The organism is Pseudomonas sp. R3-57 (assembly GCF_051132065.1).
Taxonomy (GTDB): Bacteria; Pseudomonadota; Gammaproteobacteria; order Pseudomonadales; family Pseudomonadaceae; genus Aquipseudomonas.
In genome coordinates this window covers 2,816,547-2,837,101 of sequence record NZ_CP071655.1, presented here as the reverse complement: position 1 = coordinate 2,837,101, position 20,555 = coordinate 2,816,547, and the positions used below count along the sequence as shown (strand labels likewise).

Below are 20,555 nucleotides of genomic sequence, written 5' to 3'. Positions count from 1 at the left end.
ACCAAGCAGATCGCGCTGATTGCATTGACTGCGGTCATTGGGCAGCTTCGGGCCAGTAGCTGCCGGTCACGAAGGGCCGTAATCGACCAGAAGCGGGCTAACCAACGTGACTCCCCTCTCTCACTGCTTTTAAGGTCAGTCACCTTTTTTGTGTTTATGTACTTCCAGGTCAGGATGTTTGGGGGTTTCTGCTCTAGACCCAGGTTTCAGGTCCCTGACTTTCAACGGCCCAGCTATCGATGCCGTTATTCAATCGACGAACTGATACTACCTTTCTGCGACAGGCAGCAATCGGCCAAAAGCTGACGCTCAGCGACGTCTGCCTAACCAGAGGCAATTCAAAGCGGTTGCCAATATGCCAACCAGAGCGATGCCTTGAGCCACTGTTCGACGCAACTCTGATACAGTCGACTTTGGAAAAATCGTAGACAGGAAGTCATACATGGCAAAGCCAGCTACACGCATAACTGACCCCACCAGTTGCCCTATGCCTGGGCACGGGCCCAAAACCATTGCGTCCGGATCTCCCGATGTTTTTTTCGACGGCCTCGCAGCTGCGACGAAAGGCGACACTTGCACCTGCGGCAGCGCTTTGGACTCGGCAGTGTCTGCGACGGTGTTCATCAATGGCAAGAATGCCGCTCTGGTGGGAACCGTGGGCACACACGGCGACGTAGTTATCGGTGGCTCGGGTACGGTGATCATCGGCGACTCCCATACTCCTGCACCGTTCATGCCTCCACTCCCGCTTTTACTTCAGAAAATCTATGGGCATACCTTCAGCATCGTTGATAGCGAGACTGGTCAACCTCTAGTCGGAAGAAGTTTCATTGCCACGGTCAATGGTCAAAAGATCACAGGTGTTACCGACAGCGCTGGAATAGCGAAGATCAAGACTCCAGTCAAAGATGCCAATATTTCCATGAGCATTGATTTCACTTCTCCAGCTCGGACGCTTAACGAACTAACGAACTAACGGACTGATACAGAATGGCAGAACAATTTACTACAGAGTCAAAAGCGACTGAAGCCAAACCCGGTGTGCCAGTTGCTCCCACGATTATCACTCTCAACGATAGAGCTGCCACTAGAGAAGCGATCATCAGACTACTCAGCAAAAACAAGTGCGAATTCGCAGAGCGATCATCGTGGGGAGCGCATAAAACAAAAGGTGAAATGGTGGATGATTGGGACTACTCTATGATCGCCCTTCACCACGCAGGACGAAGTGTAGGCTGCGGTGCTGGCGCAGGACAAATGCGCGCGATTCAGAGTGAGCATCAGGCGAAGTTTGATGATATCGGCTATCACTATGGCATCGATTGTACGGGTAAAGTCTTTGAAGGACGTGACATCCGATTCAAGGGGTCAAGCGTACATAACTACAACACAGGTGTGATTGGTATCGTTTTGCTAGAAAACCTGACAACCGCCGAAGAGGGTGACGATGTGGTCGCTTTTGCTCGGCAAGCCCTCGAAAGCATCAACGGCAACATGGACCAGAAAATTCCTGCCATACAAATTGATACCCTACTGACCTTGGTTCACGCCCTGACCAGCGTTTTCAGGGTGACAACGTTAGGTGGGCACCGTGAATTCCCCATGCAAGCCGGCGAAGGAAAAATTTGCCCTGGTAATATTGGCATGGAGCTTGTTAAAAACCTTCGGATTAAAACAAAACTTTTGCGACCGCCTTCATCATGAAATCGTTTCTAATCATATTATCAACCACGATTGTCGCCATGCTTTATATAGGTTTTTACGAAAAGATGGAGGACGCCTATCCGGAAAAAGTATTCTTTATTAAGAAGAGTCCCACATTTCAGATAGAATTTGAAAATATTTTTGCGTACGAATCAGATGATAAAAAATTGAGCGAGCTAAGCGAGGCGGAGCGAAGCCTGGTTAGTGATTATTGCAAGTATCGACTTGGTCTGGATACGACATTGAAAAGTCAGAGCGAGCTTGAGAAATGCAAACAAAGGTAACCGTAGGTCGTGCCTGTACATCGTAGATGTCTCTGAAACGCATCTGGCGACTGTTACCGATACGACGAAGGGCGCCTATCTTGCCGGAAAAAAAATGCTAACCGATCAGCAAGCTCGAATAGCACTCAAAGCGCTAGTAGAAAAACACCTTAAAGGGATAGCCCCTGATTATCAGCTCTTGATTGAGTTGATTGAAGACCCATCGCAGCCAGTTCCTATCAGGGGAGTGTTGGAGGATATTCGAAAATGTGGCAGTGCCCCATACACACAGCAAGAATTGGAACAGATTGACGACTGCTTATACATCTTCGGCTAAAGTTGTTTCATGTCAGCACCTGCATTGAAATAAAATAATTAATTGGCTTAGTTTGATAGATATCATTGGATGGCTCTATTGGCCATTTTCTGCACCCACGTATGGCACAGATCGGCCAAAGCCAGACGTCCGTCAATAAGCGCTTCCGACCCATTGCGGTCTATCCTGCACCAACAAAGGCCCGATTATTCAGGGCTTTGTCGTTTCTGGCATACGCAGTTTGCCCGCAGTGTCTCTGGATAGCTTCCACCTCTTTACCGACATTTTCGCCCCTCCTCCTCTCTTCAAACCAAATTCCGCACTACCGATCCGCCAACTCATATTCAACATGCAGCAGCACCCGATCGTGCTCAAACAAGAAACCGCCCCCGCCCCCTAAAAAACTGGACTGCCATCAGCGTTTAACGGCGTAATACGCCCGCTATAAATCCGCGACCTCCGTTGTTGCCGTTGGCGCCTCGCCGCACTTGTGCAGTTCGCGTACAGGCCCCTTCCAACGGGCAATCGGGTATCGCCAGCCTGCGCAATCGTTGCGCTCATTTTGGAGAGCAGGGAATGGAACATGTCGATCATGTGTTGATCGTGGATGATGATCGCGAGATCAGGGAACTGGTTGGCAATTACCTCAACAAGAACGGTCTGCGCACCACCGTGGTTGCGGATGGCCGTCAGATGCGGGCGTTTCTGGAAACCAACAAGGTGGATCTGATCGTACTCGACATCATGATGCCGGGCGATGATGGACTGCTGCTGTGCCGTGAACTTCGCGTCGGCAAGCACAAGGCAACGCCGGTGCTGATGTTGACCGCGCGCAGCGACGAGACCGATCGCATCATTGGTCTGGAAATGGGCGCCGACGATTACCTGGCCAAACCTTTCGCTGCCCGCGAACTGCTCGCACGTATCAATGCCGTTCTGCGACGTACGCGCATGCTGCCGCCCAACTTTGTGGTCAGTGAAAGTGGCCGAAAACTCAAGTTCGGGCGTTGGCGCCTCGACACCACCGCGCGCCATCTGCTCGATGAAGACGACACGCTCGTCTCGCTGAGCGGCGCCGAATACAGGCTGCTGCGGGTGTTTCTCGATCATCCGCAGCGGGTACTGAGCCGTGACCAATTGCTCAACCTGACGCAGGGCCGTGACGCGGACATGTTCGACCGGTCGATCGATTTGCTGGTCAGCCGCGTACGTCAGCGGTTGCTCGATGACGCGCGCGAACCGCTCTACTTGAAGACCGTGCGCAATGAAGGCTACGTCTTTACCTATGCGGTCGAAGTGCTTGAGGAGCAAGCATGAAGTTCGCCTTGCAATGGCCTCGCACGCTGGCATCGCGGCTGTGGCTGGTGTTCCTTGTCGGCCTGATACTCGCGCAGTCGCTGATGTTTGCCGCCCAGTATTACGAACGCTACGAAAGCACCAAGACGGCCATGCTGGGCAATTTCGAACACGACACCGCGACCTCCATCGCCATCCTCGACCGTTTGCCTGCCGCTGAGCGTCCGGCGTGGACCAAGCGCTTGCAGCGGCGCAACTACGACTTTCTGCTGCGCGAGCATGATGCCGGCAGTCCGCTGACCTCGAATGATCTGGCCGGGACTGCGGCGCAATCACTGCAAGTCGCCCTGGGCCGTGACTATGCGCTGACCTTTGTGGAAATCCCGGACTCACGCCCGCATTTTCAGGCGCAGCTGCGACTGTCTGACGGTAGCCCGGTCACCATCGACGTGCGCCCTTCTGTCAGGCCGTTGTCGCCCTGGTTGCCGTTCGCCCTGTTGGCTCAGTTGGTGTTGATGATCGGCTGCACCTGGCTTGCGGTGCGAATCGCGATACGCCCGCTCAGCCGTCTGGCCGAGGCGGTGGAGAACCTTGATCCGAACGCGCATCCCATGCATCTGGATGAAAGCGGCCCGCGCGAAGTGGCCTATGCCGCCCGCGCCTTCAACAGCATGCAGGCGCGGATCGCCGCTTACCTCAAAGAGCGCATGCAATTGCTGGCGGCCATTTCCCATGACCTGCAGACGCCCATCACGCGCATGAAGCTGCGCGCCGAGTTCATGGAGGATTCGGCGGAGAAAGACAAACTGGGCAACGACCTTAACGAAATCGAGCATCTGGTGCGCGAGGGCGTCGCCTATGCTCGCAGCGTTCATGGCGCGACCGAGGCCAGTTGCCGCATCAGTCTGGACGCCTTTCTCGACAGCCTGGTTTGTGACTACCAGGACACCGGTCGAGAGGTCAGCCTGAGCGGCAAGAACGGCGCGGTCATCGAAACCAGACCGCATGCCCTGCGCCGTATTCTGGTGAATCTGGTGGACAACTCGCTGAAGTACGCTGGCACCGCCGAAGTGCAAGTCAGTACAAACGCAGGCACCGGCGTTTCGATCAGTGTGCTGGACCGCGGCCAAGGGATTCCTGAAGAGGTTCTGGCAGACGTGGTCAAGCCGTTCTATCGAGTGGAAAACTCACGCAGCCGCAGCACAGGTGGCACCGGTCTGGGCCTGGCCATCGCTCAGCAACTGGCCATCGCGATTGGTGGTTCACTGACGTTGCGCAACCGCGACGGTGGCGGTCTCTGCGTCACCCTCGATATCGGCGTCCATCCCTAGCCCGCGCGGGCTGCACGTCAATTGCGGCCGCATCGGCCGGAGACAGTGGCTGGCATTTGTAAGCCACTGTATCCAGCGCCTCTACATACTCAAAACAACGCATAACTGCCGGTTATCCAACATAGCCGGTACACATGCCCCTGCAAGAATTCTCTCCATCGACTCGCCACCGGATCCCCGAACGGCGAGCCCGACAATGCATTTCTCAGCGGCAGTCATTCCGATTGCCAGAAAAACCAAGTGTTCTCCAGCCGTCTCCAACCAATGAAAAAAGGAATGATCATGCGCAATATCAAATCGCTTTTGGCTGTCACCATCACCGCGGCATTGGCACTGACCTCTGCGTATAGCGCGGCTGCCGTTGAACCCGGCGCTGCCAAGCCGACAGTCGTTCTGGTACATGGTGCGTTCGCCGAATCGTCCAGCTGGAATGGGGTTGCCGCTCAGTTGCTGAAACAGGGCTATCCAGTCGTTGCCGCGGCCAACCCATTGCGTGGCGTCAAGCAGGACTCGGATTATGTCGCCGATATTGTCGAGCATACGGCCGGTCCGGTAATCCTCGTTGGCCATTCCTACGGTGGCTCGGTGATCACCAACGCGGTTCACGACAACCCGAAAGTCAAAGCGCTTGTGTATGTCGCGGCCTTTGCCGCGGACAAGGGCGAAACCGCCATCGAGCTGTCCGGTCGCTATCCGGGAGGTACCCTCGGTCCGACCCTGGCCGCTCCGGTGCGGCTGAAGGACGGCAATAAAGATCTCTACATTCAGCAGGACAAATTCGGCCAACAATTTGCTGCCGATGTACCCGCCGCCGAGTCGGCACTGATGGCCGCCACACAACGGCCGATCAGCGAGGCTGCGTTGAAGGAAGGGTCTGGCGAACCGGCGTGGAAAAAGCTGCCATCGTGGTTCATCTACGGTTCGGCGGACAAGAACATTCCGGAGGCCGCGCTGAAGTTCATGGCCGATCGCGCGGGTTCGAAAAAGACCGTGACGGTCCAGGGCGCATCCCATGTGGTGATGACGTCCAACCCGCAGAAAGTCACCGCGCTGATCATTGAAGCGGCCCAGGCCAGCGCCAGCGGATCACCACGCTAAACGATGCGATCGCCATAAAGCGCGATTGCCGAGATTGTGGCGCAAGTAAAGAAGCTGTTGGCGACCGACTAGCCGAGCGCGGATGGCGAGCGGCGGCGAGATTTCGGGCAGCTGTAGATGCCCGCAAGCCGCCAATTCAGTACTGCAAAAAAGCCCGCAAAGCGGGCTTTTTCATGCGCGCAGCAATAGTGCTGGTTACGTGTTGCTCAACAGGAGGATGATGCATTTGCGCGCCTGTTCTTTAATAGCTGTTACCGCAATTGCAAAACATATAGGCAGCGCAAGCCTGGATGAACCGTTTTGATATGAGCTATTCGCAGCATCTGGATGGGCAGAATTCCACCCGGTTGCGCCCGCCCTGCTTGGCCCGGTACAGGCATTCGTCAGCTTTCTTGAGGACGACGTCTGCCGTGATTGGCAGGTGTTCACAGGTTGCCACGCCGATCGAAGCGGTAATGTGTCCCACCGTTGGAATATCGCATGTGGCGATGGCCTGACGAATCCGTTCCGCGATAGCACTGGCAGAATCGATATCGGTTTCCGGCAGGATCAGCAAGAACTCCTCTCCCCCCGCTCGACACGCAAGATCGCCTGCACGGGAATGGCTTTGCATGATTTGCGCGACCTGTTTTATCGCCAGGTCGCCCTTGTCGTGACCGAAGGTGTCGTTGACCCGTTTGAAATGGTCGATGTCCAGCGACAGCACCGAATACGTCCGGCCGGCGCGCTCCAGGGCGCGCAGTTCCTCATCCATGGCTCTGCGATTGGCCAGACCGGTCATGGGATCGGCAAACGCCTGCTGACTCAGGCGGCCCAGCTTCGCTTGCAACAACTGCACACCGGCAAGCATCGCCTGGCGGATGGAAAACGCCTCGCGGTACCAGGCCTTCACGTGGTGGAGTTGCTCAGTCGCCTGCGGCGCCGACAACTGTCGGGCGATAAGCGAGAGCTGGTTCAACGGCCGACAGATCAGCAAAGTGCCAAGCCAGATCAGCACAAAGCCGATCACAGCAGCAGGCACCATTCCCCGCAAAACATCGCGCATCAATGTCTCCAGCGGCGCCAGACTGATCTCCCGTGGCTGCTGCGCAACCACAGCCCAGCCGGCGCCCGGTACCTGCGCGTATCCGGCGAGCATGGGCACGCCTTTATAGTTGCGTACGGTCATCGAGCCGCTTTCGCCCCGTAACGCTGCGTCCACGGTTTTGCTCCAACCCAGCGTGTCGCCGATGCGCGACGCGTCAGGGTGAAAGAGCAACTGACGGTCCTGATCAGCGACGAAGGCAAACGTGCCTTCGTGGTGAAAGTGACGACTGATCAAGGTGTGCAGCGCGTTGTCCTCGCGCAGATAAACCGAACCGCCGATGATGCCCACGTAACGCTTGGCAGCGTCATAAACGGGTTCGGAAATGAACACGACGAGATTGCCCGCCGACGACGTGTAAGCCGAGCTTATAAAGGAACGCTTCGCCTCAATGGCGTTGCGAATGGCATTCGAGTGCAGGGTCGAACCATTGATTTGCAGGGCGTCCGGGTACGCCTCCAGCACCTTGGCACTGCTATCGACAATGGCGATCGAGTTGAAATCGGCATCCTGTCTTTGCAGTCGAACCGCTTCGGCGCGCATGACATTGGCATCCCCCCAAGCTTTGCCCAACTCATCGGCGCCAAAACGCAGATGGCTCTGCGCCGAATGAATGAATTCAGAGAGGCTCGAAGCGACCTTCGCGGCATAGGCACTGTTCGATTGCAGCGCGTGGTCCAGCAACGCATCGCGCTGCACGCGGTAGGCCGTGATCAGACTGTTGCCCAACGTCGCCAGAACAGACAGCAACACGAGGGCGAGTATCAGCCAGCGCAAGTTCAGCACGGCCACGGGTTGCCGCGCGCCCAGCGTCTCGTCGCTGACTGGCTGATTCGGAGTGTCCGTTCTGTCGCTCATGGTCTGCCCTGACACGTCTGTTTTTCGAATTGGTTTTGCAAGCGGCCCAGCGAGTATAAGCGCTCGGGCACGGGACATGATTTTTTCATGGGTTCAACCGAACGCTCGCGGGCGCACCCACAAACTGAACAACCTGCAGTGAATGACATCCGGCTCGGTGAACGGCACGATTCGAAACGCAATATCGGCGTCGCGACGCACCAGGTCGAACAATCGATGCCCGACGATGACCGCGGGCCCAATCAGCGGATAACGTTGACCCAGTTCATTCAGGACCAGGGCTAACAATCCGCGTGTATGAACATTCGTGCACAGCCTTGTCGTCCCTGACAGGGCCGTGAGTCCAAACCCATCGCCGTCGCCCTGTTCGAGACTTTTCGTGCGCGTTAGTGGCACTCGATCACTTCGACGTCCGATAGCAAGCGCATGAAATTGCATGCAATCAAAAAAACTCACCTGCTGCGTAAACCCAGGATGACCCGGTTTTCCTGTACAGCCACTGACACGCCATTAAATCCATGGAATTAATTCTTTCGAATTGAGTCCGGCCTCGAACCGTATGGTTGATCGGCAGAGTTTAATATCGAGTAGCCATCATTTACTTCCCGGTCTCGATTCCAGGTCCTCGGAAGTTTGCTGAACACGTCGTGACTGACACATTTTGTTGCATCGAAAAAACGGTTGGATCCAACGTTCCGACAAACGGCAATTGGCTAATTAACGTTTTTTTTCAATACCTTAAGATTCTTCATTTTAATTGTACGAATTATCCGTCAGATAACAGACACCCCCCACACGCACTCCCAATCTATGGTTCTCCCTATAGCCGTGGCCATACGCCGATGCACTAACAGGGAGTAGTAATGGACAACATCGTTATCGCCGACAAAGCCAGTTCTCAACTCACCGCGCAGAACTGGGGTAACGTTCAGCTCAATCAGCCTTCAGTTGTACAAGTTCCGGCCCGGCCCGAACAACTGGCTTCAACCAGTCGCAGCGGTCAGGATTTGATCCTGAATCTGAAGTCTGGCGAGCAGATCAAAATCACCAATTTCTTTGTCACTAGCCCCGACGGTGTTACTAACGACATCGTGTTCCAGGGTGATGACGCCACGCTGTGGCAGGCGCGCTACAACGCAGAACCCTTCAATGGCTTTACCTTCGACGAAATCGGCTCGCTCGACGAGTTGATCGCCGGTGTCGGCGTGGTTGACGGCGCGACGCCTGCCTGGGCGATTGCCGGGCTGGGCCTGTTGGGCGCGGGCGGTGCAGCTGCGGCAGCGGGTGGTGGCGGTGGAGGCGGTGGTGGTGGTGGCGGCAATGGCGATGCGACGCCGCCCGCACCGGCCACCGGTCTGAGCCTGTCAGCAGATGGTCGTGTGCTGAGCGGATTTGGCGAAGCCGGCAGTGTCGTGCAGGTCCGCGACGCGGCGGGCAATCTGCTGGGTTCGGGCACCGTCGGTGCTGACGGGCAATTTCAGATTGACCTGAACACCCCGCAAACCAACGGCCAACCCCTCGATGTGACGCTGACCGACGGTGCGGGCAATGTGTCCACACCGGGCACGGTGACCGCGCCGGACACCACTGCGCCCACAGCTCCCGCCAATCTCAGCGTAAGCGCCGATGGCACACTACTCAGCGGTAGCGGTGAAGCCGGCGCGACTATTCAGGTGCGCGCAGCCGATGGCAGCCTGTTGGGCAGCGCCGTGGTGGCGGCGGATGGCACCTTCAGCGTCACGCTCAGCCCGGCACAAACCGGCGGTCAGCCGTTGACCGTCAATGCCATCGATGCGGCCGGTAATATCTCCACGGGCGCGACGGTCAGCGCACCGGCAATCGTCGAACCGCAGACGCCCGCCAATCTCGGTCTGAGCAGTGACGGCAGCCAGCTCAGCGGTACTGCAAGGGCCGGCACCACGGTTGAAGTACGGGCCGCCAATGGCGACGTGCTCGGGCGTGCTACGGTCGGTGCTGACGGCAGCTTTACGGTGACGCTCAGCCCGGCGCAAGCCAACGGCGAAGTCATCACCGTCGTCGCGCTCAATAGCGTCGGCGCGCAATCGCCTGCGGTGACATTCAACGCACCGGACATCACCGGTCCGGCTGCCGCAACGGATGTGTCCGTCAGCAGCGACGGCCTGTCTGTCAGCGGCCGCGGCGAGCCCGGCAGCACGGTCAGCGTTACCAATGCCCAAGGCAGCGTGCTCGGCACGGGACTGGTTGCGGCGGACGGCTCGTTTACGGTCCAACTCAACGCCGCACAAACCGACGGTGAAGCACTCAGCGTGCAGCTCACCGACGCGGCGGCCAATCCTTCGCCGGCGGTGACCGTCATCGCAGTCGACCTCGACGGCCTGACGCAGCCCAGCGACATCGATTTGAGCGTGGATGGCGCGCAAATGAAGGGCCGCGGCCAGGTCGGGTCCACCGTGACCGTGCGCGATGCCAACGGCAATGTGCTCGGCTCCGCTGTGGTCGGCGCCGACGGTACCTTCACCCTGCAATTGAGCCCGCCACAAAACAATGGCGAGACCCTGCAGATCAGCGCCAGCGATGGCGCGGGCAATACCTCCGCCCCGCTGACCTATGTAACGCCTGATACCCAAGGCCCGGCGCCACTGACGGGCGTCACCCTGGATAACCAGGGGCAGACGCTGACCGGTCAGGGTGAGGCCGGCGCCGCCATCACCGTGCGCGATCCTGCGGGCAATATCATCGGCACCGGCACGGTCGGCAGCGACGGCAATTTTACCCTCAACCTCTCGATACCGCAGACCGACGCGCAACAACTGCAAGTGATTCAGACTGACGCCGACGGCAACCCATCGGCGCCGATCAACGTGACGGCGCCTGATCTGACGGTACCGGTTGCGGTCTCCGATGTAGACATTTCCGCTAACGGCGCAGTGGTTACCGGGAACGGTCAGCCCGGCGCCACCGTGACCGTCACCGACGCCGGCGGCGTGGTCCTGGGAACCGTTGTAGTCGGCAGCGATGGCCGCTTTGAGATCAGTCTTTCCACGCCGCAAACCAACGGCCAGAATTTGAACGTCGTGCAGACTGATGCCTCGACGTCGGCTTCGCCGGCGGTGCCGGTTCAGGCGCCCGATATTCAGGCTCCCGGCGCACCGGCGAATCTGGTGCTGGATCCGACGGGCAGCACACTCACAGGCACCGGCGAGCCCGGCGCCACGGTGTCGGTCAAGGATCTGGCCGGCAACACGCTGGGCAGCGCGATCGTCGACGGCAACGGTGGATTTTCGGTGTCGTTGAACAGTCCGCAAACCAACGGTCAGCCGCTGCAAGTCAGCCAATCGGATGGTGTAAACGTTTCCCCTAGCACCCCACTGACCGCGGCCGACACCACCGCACCGCTGGCCCCTGACAATCTGGTGCTCAACAGCAATGGCGTAACCCTGACCGGTACCGGCCAGGCCGGAAGCACCGTCACCGTCACCGCGCCGGATGGCTCGGTGCTCGGCACCACGCTGGTGGCCAGCAACGGCAGCTTCACCGTCAACCTCAGCCCGGCGCAACTTGACGGCCAGGTGCTCAGCGTCATTCAGACTGATGCGAGCACCCTGCCCTCGCCGGCCACGCCGGTCACCGCACCGGACGTCACCGCCCCACCAGTGCCGACCGGGTTGACCATCGACTCGGCGGGTGCCACGGTCAGCGGCACCACGCAGCCGAACAATACCGTCCAGGTGCTCGACGCCAACGGCAACGTCATCGGTACCGCAACCGCTGACGGCACGGGCGCTTTCACGGTCAACCTCGATACCGCCCAGACCAATGGCGAAGCCCTGCAAGTGGTGGTGTCGGACGGCACCAACGCTTCATTGCCGGGCGCTGTCACTGCACCGGATGACACCCCACCGGCGCCGGTCAGTGATCTGGCGCTCAACCCGGCAGGCAATCAAGTGTCGGGCCTCGCCGAGCCCGGCACCTTGGTCACCGTCCGCATCCCTGGCGGCGGTACGGTGTTGGGCACCGCGACGGCCGGTGCGGATGGCCGCTTCGTGGTGACCCTGAGTCCACCGGCCGAGCCTGGCGGTAATCTGGAAGTGATCAGCACTGACGGCGGCGGCAACGATTCGCCGGCCGTTCCGCTGGCAGGTCTCGACGGTAGCCAGGTCGCGACTCCGACCGATCTCGCCTTGAGCTCCGACGGTTTTACCCTGACCGGCGCGGGAACGCCCGGCTGCACGATCGCCGTGACCAACAGCAACGGCGATGTGCTCGGGTCAGGCCTGATCAATGAGTTCGGCCGCTTCACCTTGTTGCTCAGTGCCAAGCAGATCAACGCGCAAGTATTGCAAGTCACCGCCACCAGCCCTGACGGCGACGTCTCGGTGCCGGGCACGGTAACGGCTGCCGATGGCACGCCACCCGAGGCGGTGAGCAATCTTGTGTTGAACGCCAACGGCAGTGCGCTGACCGGGCGTGGCGAAGCCGGCGCGACCGTCACCGTCACTGACAGCAACGGCACGGTGTTGGGCACCGCACTGGTTGCAGGCAATGGCAGCTTCAGCCTGACGCTGACACCGGCGCAACTCAATGGCCAGGCGCTCACCGTGATCCAGAGCGACGCCGCCGGCAACCCTTCGCAGCCTGCCAGCCTTATCGCCACCGATCTGCAGCCGCCCGCCGCCGCAACCGGCGTCACCATCAACGATGTCGGCACCGTGGTCAAAGGCCAGGGGGAAGCGGGCAGCACCGTAACCGTGCGCGATGCCGCCGGCAATGTATTGGCCACCGGTGTGGTCGATCAGAGCGGCAATTTCCAGGTCACCCTGCCCAACGCGCAGACCACCGGCCAAACCCTGCAAGTCACCCTGACCGATGCCAACGGCAACACTTCCACCGCTGCCGGTGTGCTCACCGTCGACGCTACACCGCCCGCCGCCGTGCAGAACCCACTGATCAGCGCCGACGGCACTACGCTCAGCGGCACTGGCGAAGTCGGTGCGACGGTCAACGTCACCAACGCCAGCGGCACGCTGTTGGGCAGCACTGTGGTCGGCGCCGACGGTTCGTTCAGCGTGACGCTGGCGCCCGCGCCCACCAACGGTGAAGCGTTGGCGATCAGCCAGTCCGATGCGGCCGGCAATGTCTCGCCATCGACCAGCCTCAACGCGCCCGACATCAGTCCTCCGGCTGCCCTGACGCAGGTCGTGGTGAATGCCGATGGCGTGACCGTAACCGGTCATGGCGAGCCTGGCGCCACTGTGTCTGTGCGTAGCGCCGACGGCACGGTGCTCGGTACCGCGCAGGTGGGAAGCGGCGGCGCATTCAGCGTCACCCTGAGCACGCCACAGCTGAATGCCGAAGTGCTGACGGTCACCCAGGAAGACCCGCCGGGCAACGTCTCCACGGCGGTCGAAGTGATCGCGGTGGATCTGACTCCGCCAGCCATTCCGAGCGGACTGACCTTGAACGCCGCCGGCGTACAACTGGCCGGTAACGCCGAGGCCGGGAGCACGGTGACCGTGCGCGACAGCCAGGGCAACCTCCTCGGCACCACCACCGCCGCCGCCAATGGCACGTTCCAGGTGACGCTCAATAGCGCACAAGCCAACGGCCAGTCGCTGAACGTCACGGCTACGGACGCGACGGGCAATCCGTCCGCTCCGGCCATCGTCAACGCCGCCGACACCACCGCGCCGGTGGCGGCGAACGATCTGGCGGTCAGCGCCAACGGTGCGACGTTGACCGGTATCGGTGAGGTCGGTGCCAGCGTCGAAGTGCGTGACGCTGGCGGTGCACTGTTGGGCACCGCCACTGTCGGCAACAACGGCAATTTCAGCATCACTTTGTCGCCGGCGGCGGTCGCCGGTTCGACGCTTTCGGTGGTGCAGATCGATGCCGCCGGCAACAGCGGGCCGGCGACTCCAGTGACGGCACCGGGCAATCTGGCGGAAAGCGCGCCAACCAATCTGGCCCTCAGCGCCGACGGCCTGACCCTGACCGGTTCCGCCACCGCTGGCAGCACCGTGAGCATTCGCAATGCCTCGGGTGCGTTGCTCGGCAGCGCCGTGGTGGCGGCCAACGGTAGCTTCAGCGTTACGCTAAATATTGCGCAACTCAACGGCGAGCAATTGTCTGCCGTGGCGACATCGACGACGGGCGTCAACTCGTCCCCTACCGACTACACCGCTGCCGACATCGCCGCACCAACGCCACTCAGCGAACTCAGCCTCGCGCCAAACGGCGTCGCCCTCACCGGACGCGGTGAAGCCGGCGCCACGGTGACCGTGCTTGGCACTGGCGGAGCGATCCTCGGCAGCGCGGTGGTGGCGGCCAACGGCACGTTCAGCGTGACCCTCAACCCGGCGCAAACCTCGGGCCAGACCCTGAGCCTGAGTCAGGCCGATGCTGCTGGCAATGAATCCAACAGCGTCAACCTGATCGCCCCGGACCTGCTCGCGCCCAACCCACCCGCTGCACTGGCAGTCAGCAATGACGGCAGTGTGTTGACCGGCACCGGTGAGGCCGGTACCACGGTCAGCGTGTTCAACGCTGCGGGTACGCTGGTCGGCACCGGCACCGTGAGCATTGACGGTAGCTTTGCGATCACCCTGACCTCGCCGCAAGCCAACGGTCAGGCGCTGACCGTGTCGCTGACCGATGCCGCAGGCAACACCTCGGCGGCCACACCGTTCACCTCGGTCGACAGCACGCCGCCAGCGGCCGTGGCGCAACTGGGCATCAGCGGCGACGGCGCGACCTTGACCGGGCGCGGCGAACCGGGCGCGCAGGTACGGGTCATCGACAGTGACGGCAATGTGCTAGGCACTGCGCTGGTCAGCCCGACCGGTACCTTCACCCTGACGCTGACCCCGGCGCTGAGCAATGCCGAAGTGATCAGCGTGGTGCAAGCCGACGCGGCGGGCAACGACTCCCCGGCGGTGAGCCTGACCACCCCTGATTTCACCCCGCCTGACCCGCTGGCCAACGTCGACATCAACAGCTCAGGCGCGCTGGTCACCGGCACCGGCGAACCCGGCGCGACCGTGACCGTGCGTGATGCCAACGGCACCCTGCTCGGCACCAGCGTGGTGCTCGCTGACGGCTCGTTCAGCGTGACGTTGAACCCGCCGCAGATCAACGAACAGATCCTCAACGTGCAGCAGGCTGATCCGCCCGGCAACGTCAGCGCCCCGGTGCCGGTCACCGCCCCGGACCTGACCCCGCCCGCCACCCCAGTGGATCTGCAAATCAATGTGGCCGGCGACGTGCTCACCGGTCGTGGCGAAGTCGGCGCCGAGGTCAGCGTGACGTTGGCCGACGGCACGGTGCTGGGCACCGGCACGGTCGGCAGTGACGGGCTGTTCCAGATCCCTCTGCAACCCGCGCAAACCAATGGCGAAGCGATCTTCGTCGAGCTCGCAGATGCCGCTGGCAACACCTCGCCTGCCGGCACGCTGGTGGCTGCCGACAGCACCCCGCCAGCGGCGCTGACGGATGTGGCGATCGATGCCAGTGGCAGCTTGATCACCGGCTCCGGCGCGGCGGGTTCGCAAGTGGTGGTTACCAACGCGGTCGGCACCATTGTCGGTACCGGCACGGTCGCGGCGGACGGCAGTTTCAGCGTGACCCTCAATCAGCCGCTGCTCAACGGTGAAGCCCTGTCGGTGATCCAGCGCGATGCCGCGGGCAACCCTTCGCCCGCAGCGCCGGTTACCGCCCCCGACGTCACCGCACCGGCTGCCCCTACAGGGCTGCAGCTTACGGCTGATGGATTGACGCTGACCGGCAGCGGTGAAGCTGGCGCCACCGTGCGCGTGCTCAGCGCGACCGGCACCGTGCTGGGCTCGGCAACCGTGGCCGCCAATGGCACCTTCAGCGTGACCCTCAACCCCGCGCAAGTGAACGGCGAGCAGTTGAGCGTCAATCAGACGGATCAGGCCTCGAACACTTCCCCCACCGCGCCGTTGCAGGCGGGCGATACCACCGTTCCACTAGAAGTCGCCGACCTCAATGTCAGCCAGGACGGCCTGATCGTGACCGGCACCGGCGAGCCTGGGGCGCTCGTCACCGTGCGCGACGGCGCGGTGATACTTGGCACCGCGACAGTGCCCGCCGACGGCAATTTCAGCGTGACGTTGTTCGCGGCGCAACTCGATGGCCGCACGCTGTCCGTAGTTCAGGCCGACGCGAAAAACAACCTGTCCGAACCCGCCCTTGTCGACGCGCCAGACAGCACCGCGCCGCTCGCACCGACCGTCACATCGTTGACCGCCAACGGCGTTTCGCTCACAGGGACTGCCGAAGCCGGCAGCACCGTGACGGTGTTGTCGGCCACTGGCACCGTGCTGGGCACGGCTGTGGCGTTGGGCAACGGCACTTACACGGTCACGCTCAACCCGGCCCAGACCAACGGCCAGGTGTTGTCGGTGATCGCGACCGATGAGGCGTTGAACGTATCGCCAGCGCTGTCCTTCCCGGTGCCGGATATCACCGATCCGGATGCCGTCACGGGCCTGACCATCAGCGCTGATCTGACCCAGCTCGCCGGGCGTGGTGAGGCCGGTGCCAGCGTCGAGGTGACCGACGCGCTCGGCACTGTCGTCGGCACTGGCACGGTCGCGGCCAACGGTACGTTCCTGGTCACCCTGACGCCGGGCATCACGGCCGGCCAGGTATTGACCGTGACCCAGACCGACGCAGCCAGCAACGTGTCCGCCGATGCCAGCCTCACCGTACCGGCGGTTCCGGCGCCGGATGCACCGGGCAATCTGCTCTTGTCGGGCGATGGCGCGACGCTGACCGGCACCGCGGCAATCGGCACCACCATCAACGTTTTCGGCGCTGACAACAGCCTGATCGGCACCGGCACCACCGGTCCGGACGGCAACTTCAGCGTTGTCCTGACGCCTGCGCAAACCAATGGCCAGAGCCTTGAGGTCACCGCCAACACCCCGCTGGGCGGCGCTTCGCTGCCAACCGAAATCACCGCCGACGACACCTCGGCACCCGCGCCACTCAGCGATCTGGCAGTGAATGCCAGCGGCACACTGGTCAGCGGTCGCGGCGAAGTGGGCGCAACGGTGAGAATCACCGGCGCTGGCGGCGTGTTGTTGGGTGAAGCGGTGGTTGGGGCGAATGGCACGTTCAGCGCACAACTGAATGCGCCGCAGGTGAACGGCCAGCTACTCAATGCCACTCAAACCGATGCGGCCAACAACATTTCGCCGACGCTTCCGGTCACGGCGCCCGACTCTACCGCCCCGGCGGCACCGACCGCGCTGCTGCTCAGCGGCGGCGGTCTGGTGCTCGGCGGGCTCGGTGAAGCCGGTGCCCTCGTCACCGTGCGAGGCGCCGGTGGCGTGGTGCTGGGTACCGCGACGGTGGCGGGCAACGGCACGTTCTCGGTGACCTTGTCCACGGCGCAACTCAACGGCCAGCAATTGAGCGTCAGCCAGAGCGATGCGGCGGGCAACGTTTCGCCGTCAACCAACCTCAACGTCGCCGACACCACAGCGCCGGCAGTGTTAAGCAATGTGACCCTGAACGGCACCGGGCTGGCGGTCAGCGGCACGGGTGAAGCCGGCGCCACGGTCAGCGTGACCAACGCCGCCGGTACGGTGCTCGGTACTGCGGTAGTCAATGCCGGCGGCACCTTCACCGTGCAACTGTCCAGTGCCCAGCTCAATGGCCAGCAGCTCAACGTGCAACAGGCAGACCCGGCGGGCAATCTGTCGCCAGTGTTCAACCTGACGGCGAACGACACCCAGGCACCGCTCGCGGCGGCCGGCCTGGCGCTGGCCGCCAATGGCCTGACCGTGAGCGGCACTGGCGAAGCGGGCGCGACGGTCAATGTCTATGGTCCGGGTGGCGCGCTGCTCGGCAGCAGCACCGTGGGCAGTGGCGGCACGTTCAGCTTCAATTTGAACAGCGCGCAACTGGACGGCCAGCTCCTGACCGTGCGCCTGGTCGATCCGGCCGGCAACCTCTCGCCGAACGCCAGCCTGACGGCGCCGGACATTACAGCGCCCGGTGCGCCGACCGGCGTCAGCGTCAATGGCAGCGGCACCCTGCTCACCGGCATCGGTGTGCCCGGCTCGACCATCAGTGTGCGTGGTGCCGGCGGTGTGGTGCTCGGCACGGCCACCGTCGCGGCCAACGGCAGCTTCTCGGTGGTGCTGGCCTCGGCGCAGATCAACAGCCAGGTGCTCAGCGTCACCCAGGCCGACCCGAGCGGCAACGTGTCGGCAGCGGCGAGCGCCACCGCGCCCGACCTGACGCCGCCCACCGCCGCTACGGCGTTGCTGGTCGGCGCCGACGGTCTGACCGTCACCGGCACCGGTGAGGCCGGCGCAACCGTCACCATCAAATCGGCCGCCGGCACCGTGCTCGGCACCGGCACGGTCAACAACCTCGGGGTGTTCAGCATTGTCCTGAACAGCGCGCAGATCAACGGCGAAAAACTCACCGTCAACCTCAGCGATGCGCGTGGCAACGTCTCGGTCGCGGCGAATGTCACGGCGCCGGATATCGACGTCAACGCACCGGTGGTGGCCAGCGACAACCTTGCCGTCGGCACCGTCACCCTCGCCCCGGCCACCGCGTCGCAGACCTTCAACGACTCGTTCACCACGCTGCTGGCCGGCTTCTCGAAAACCTTCACCTTCAGTGTCGCCAGTGGTTCGCGGCTTGATCCAACGTTGACGCTGACCACCAGCAGCCTGATCTCGCTGCTCGATGGCGTGGTCTATACCCTGCAGGTCAAGGATGCCAGCGGCAACTGGGTCACCCTCGATGTCAACGGCAGCAGCGGTCTGCTCGATCTGATTGCCCTGACCGGGCAAGGCGTGCGGGTCGACATCGGTAGCCTGCTGTCGGGCGACTACCGGTTGACGGTATCGAGCACCGGCATCGGCGTGCTGACCACCGTCAACACGCAGCTGCAACTGGACGTCAGCAGCCTGACCCAGTTCAACGGCGTCGCCGGGCCAGCGGTGACCGGCAACGTCATCACCAATGTTGGCGTCGATGGCACCGCCGACCAGACCGGCCCGGACAACGGCGCGCAATTGCAGATCTTCAAGAACGGCGCCTGGGTCAGCGCCGGGGCCGGCACCACGGTGCAAGGGCTGTACGGCACGCTGACCATCGACGCCAACGGCAACTACAGCTACAAGCCCAACGGCAGCGTCAGCAGCGTCGGCAAAGTCGACGTGTTCAACTATCAGCTGGTGCACCCGAACGGTTTGAGCGACACCGCCAATCTGTACGTGCGCATCGACAGCCCGCAAGCCACCGAAGTGTGGAACGACGCCAACCTCGGCAGCCCGGCGCTGGTGGTCGATGCTACGGCGGACATCGCGTCGACTGACGTCACGTTGGTCAACCGCGAAGTCACCAGCACTTCCGCCCTCGGCACGTTCAACGTGTTGCTGGGTGGTGGCAGCGGCAACTACAACACCGTGGTCGCGGCAGACACCGTCAGCGACCTGACCGTGGTGGTCAACTCGAGCAACCTGCTGGCCCTGCTCGGTTCGATGACGGTGGGCCTGTACAAACTCAACACCGCGACCAACCAGTACGTGCTGGTCAAGAGCTACGGCGGCAACGCGCTGCTCAATCTCGGCGGTGGCAATTACGGCATCAAGTTCGACGACCAGACCGCCGGCAGTTATCAGGTGCGGGTGGCGGTCGGCGGCCTCGGCCTGCTGACCAGCGTCAACACCAGCCTGATCAACGTCGCGACCTACACCAACCAGTTCGTGGTCGGCAGCTACACGCCGGTGTCGGGCAACCTGCTCACCGACACCGCGGGCGGCGGCGCCGATGTGCTGGGCTCGGTCTACACCCTGCTCAGCGTGCTGGTCGCCGGCAGTTACGTGGCGCCCGGTTACAACGGCGTCTCGCTGGTCGGCAACTACGGCACGCTTTTGGTCCAGGCCAACGGCAATTACACCTATACGCTCAAGGCCGGGCTGACCGATGCAGTGATCGGTCAGGAAGACACCTTCACTTATCAGCTCACTCACCCCAACGGCACGGTCGATACCGCCACGCTGACCATCGACCTGAACAAGGCCGGCGCCTTCGCCAGTACTGCGTTCTCGGCGCTGGCCAGCGATGACCTCGGTCTGGCGCACGTTACCGGCAGCGAACTGATTCAGGGCACCGACGGCAACGACATCCTCGACGGCTCGCACGGCGGCGCCATTACCCTGCAAGGCGGGGCCGGTAACGACACGCTGATCATCGCCGACCAGCAGTTCACCTCGGTCGATGGCGGCAGCGGCACCGACACGCTGCTCTGGGCCGGTGGCGACGTATCGATCAACCTCGGCGATCTGCAGAGCAAGATCAACAACGTCGAAATCCTCGACCTCAACCATTCCAGTGCGGTGTCACTGACGTTGAACCTCAGCGACCTGCTGGCGATCACTGCTTCTGACAACAACACCCTGTTGATCAAGGGTGATGACAAGGACAGCGTGCACATGACCGATGGCTGGGTCGCCGATGGCTCGCAGCAAGCCGACGGCATCGACTATGTTCAATACACGGCACAGGAGGATCCGAGCCACCACTTGTGGGTGCAAAACGGCATTCAAGTGGTTTGAAACAAGGCATCAGCAACG

Annotated in this window: 8 protein-coding genes; 7 read left to right on the top strand and 1 reads right to left on the bottom strand. The window is 61.7% G+C overall.

Annotation, left to right across the window (positions count from 1 at the left end; all coding sequences use genetic code 11):
- Positions 1-442: 442 nt before the first annotated feature.
- The 5 genes from J3P93_RS12860 (at position 443) to J3P93_RS12840 (ending at position 6,008) form a co-directional block, all read left to right on the top strand.
- Positions 443-976 carry a PAAR domain-containing protein gene (locus tag J3P93_RS12860; protein ID WP_434597938.1) on the top strand — a complete coding sequence of 178 codons (534 nt, stop codon included), beginning with the start codon at positions 443-445 and terminating at the stop codon, positions 974-976.
- 14 nt (positions 977-990) lie between these two features.
- Positions 991-1,704, top strand: coding sequence for a peptidoglycan recognition protein family protein (locus tag J3P93_RS12855; RefSeq protein WP_434597936.1), 714 nt, complete (start codon positions 991-993; stop codon positions 1,702-1,704).
- A 1,155-nt stretch (positions 1,705-2,859) separates the two neighbouring features.
- Complete coding sequence (locus J3P93_RS12850) at positions 2,860-3,600, top strand: response regulator (RefSeq protein ID WP_090283087.1); 741 nt, start codon at positions 2,860-2,862, stop codon at positions 3,598-3,600.
- Positions 3,597-4,910, top strand: coding sequence for an ATP-binding protein (locus tag J3P93_RS12845; protein WP_434597934.1), 1,314 nt, complete (start codon positions 3,597-3,599; stop codon positions 4,908-4,910). The genes J3P93_RS12850 and J3P93_RS12845 overlap by 4 nt, the downstream gene beginning before the upstream one ends.
- A gap of 282 nt (positions 4,911-5,192) precedes the next feature.
- Positions 5,193-6,008: an alpha/beta fold hydrolase gene (locus J3P93_RS12840; protein WP_434597932.1), complete on the top strand. Its 816-nt coding sequence runs from the start codon at positions 5,193-5,195 to the stop codon at positions 6,006-6,008.
- A gap of 310 nt (positions 6,009-6,318) precedes the next feature.
- Here J3P93_RS12840 and J3P93_RS12835 read toward each other — a convergent pair whose 3' ends face one another.
- Positions 6,319-7,950, bottom strand: coding sequence for a sensor domain-containing diguanylate cyclase (locus J3P93_RS12835; RefSeq protein ID WP_434597929.1), 1,632 nt, complete (start codon positions 7,948-7,950; stop codon positions 6,319-6,321).
- Between the two features lie 87 nt (positions 7,951-8,037).
- Between J3P93_RS12835 and J3P93_RS12830 the strand changes: the two genes are divergently transcribed.
- A complete protein-coding gene (locus tag J3P93_RS12830; protein ID WP_434597927.1) occupies positions 8,038-8,235 on the top strand; it encodes a hypothetical protein in 198 nt (65 codons plus the stop codon).
- Between the two features lie 578 nt (positions 8,236-8,813).
- Positions 8,814-20,537 carry a BapA/Bap/LapF family large adhesin gene (locus tag J3P93_RS12825; protein ID WP_434597925.1) on the top strand — a complete coding sequence of 3,908 codons (11,724 nt, stop codon included), beginning with the start codon at positions 8,814-8,816 and terminating at the stop codon, positions 20,535-20,537.
- Positions 20,538-20,555: the final 18 nt, after the last annotated feature.

Bases quoted from the DNA above. Each gene is read 5' to 3' on its own strand.
- J3P93_RS12855 (WP_434597936.1), top strand. From the start codon at position 991: ATGGCAGAACAATTTACTACAGAGTCAAAAGCGACTGAAGCCAAACCC.
- J3P93_RS12845 (WP_434597934.1), top strand. From the start codon at position 3,597: ATGAAGTTCGCCTTGCAATGGCCTCGCACGCTGGCATCGCGGCTGTGG.
- J3P93_RS12850 (WP_090283087.1), top strand. From the start codon at position 2,860: ATGGAACATGTCGATCATGTGTTGATCGTGGATGATGATCGCGAGATC.
- J3P93_RS12835 (WP_434597929.1), bottom strand. From the start codon at position 7,950: ATGAGCGACAGAACGGACACTCCGAATCAGCCAGTCAGCGACGAGACG.
- J3P93_RS12830 (WP_434597927.1), top strand. From the start codon at position 8,038: ATGGGTTCAACCGAACGCTCGCGGGCGCACCCACAAACTGAACAACCT.
- J3P93_RS12840 (WP_434597932.1), top strand. From the start codon at position 5,193: ATGCGCAATATCAAATCGCTTTTGGCTGTCACCATCACCGCGGCATTG.
- J3P93_RS12825 (WP_434597925.1), top strand. From the start codon at position 8,814: ATGGACAACATCGTTATCGCCGACAAAGCCAGTTCTCAACTCACCGCG.
- J3P93_RS12860 (WP_434597938.1), top strand. From the start codon at position 443: ATGGCAAAGCCAGCTACACGCATAACTGACCCCACCAGTTGCCCTATG.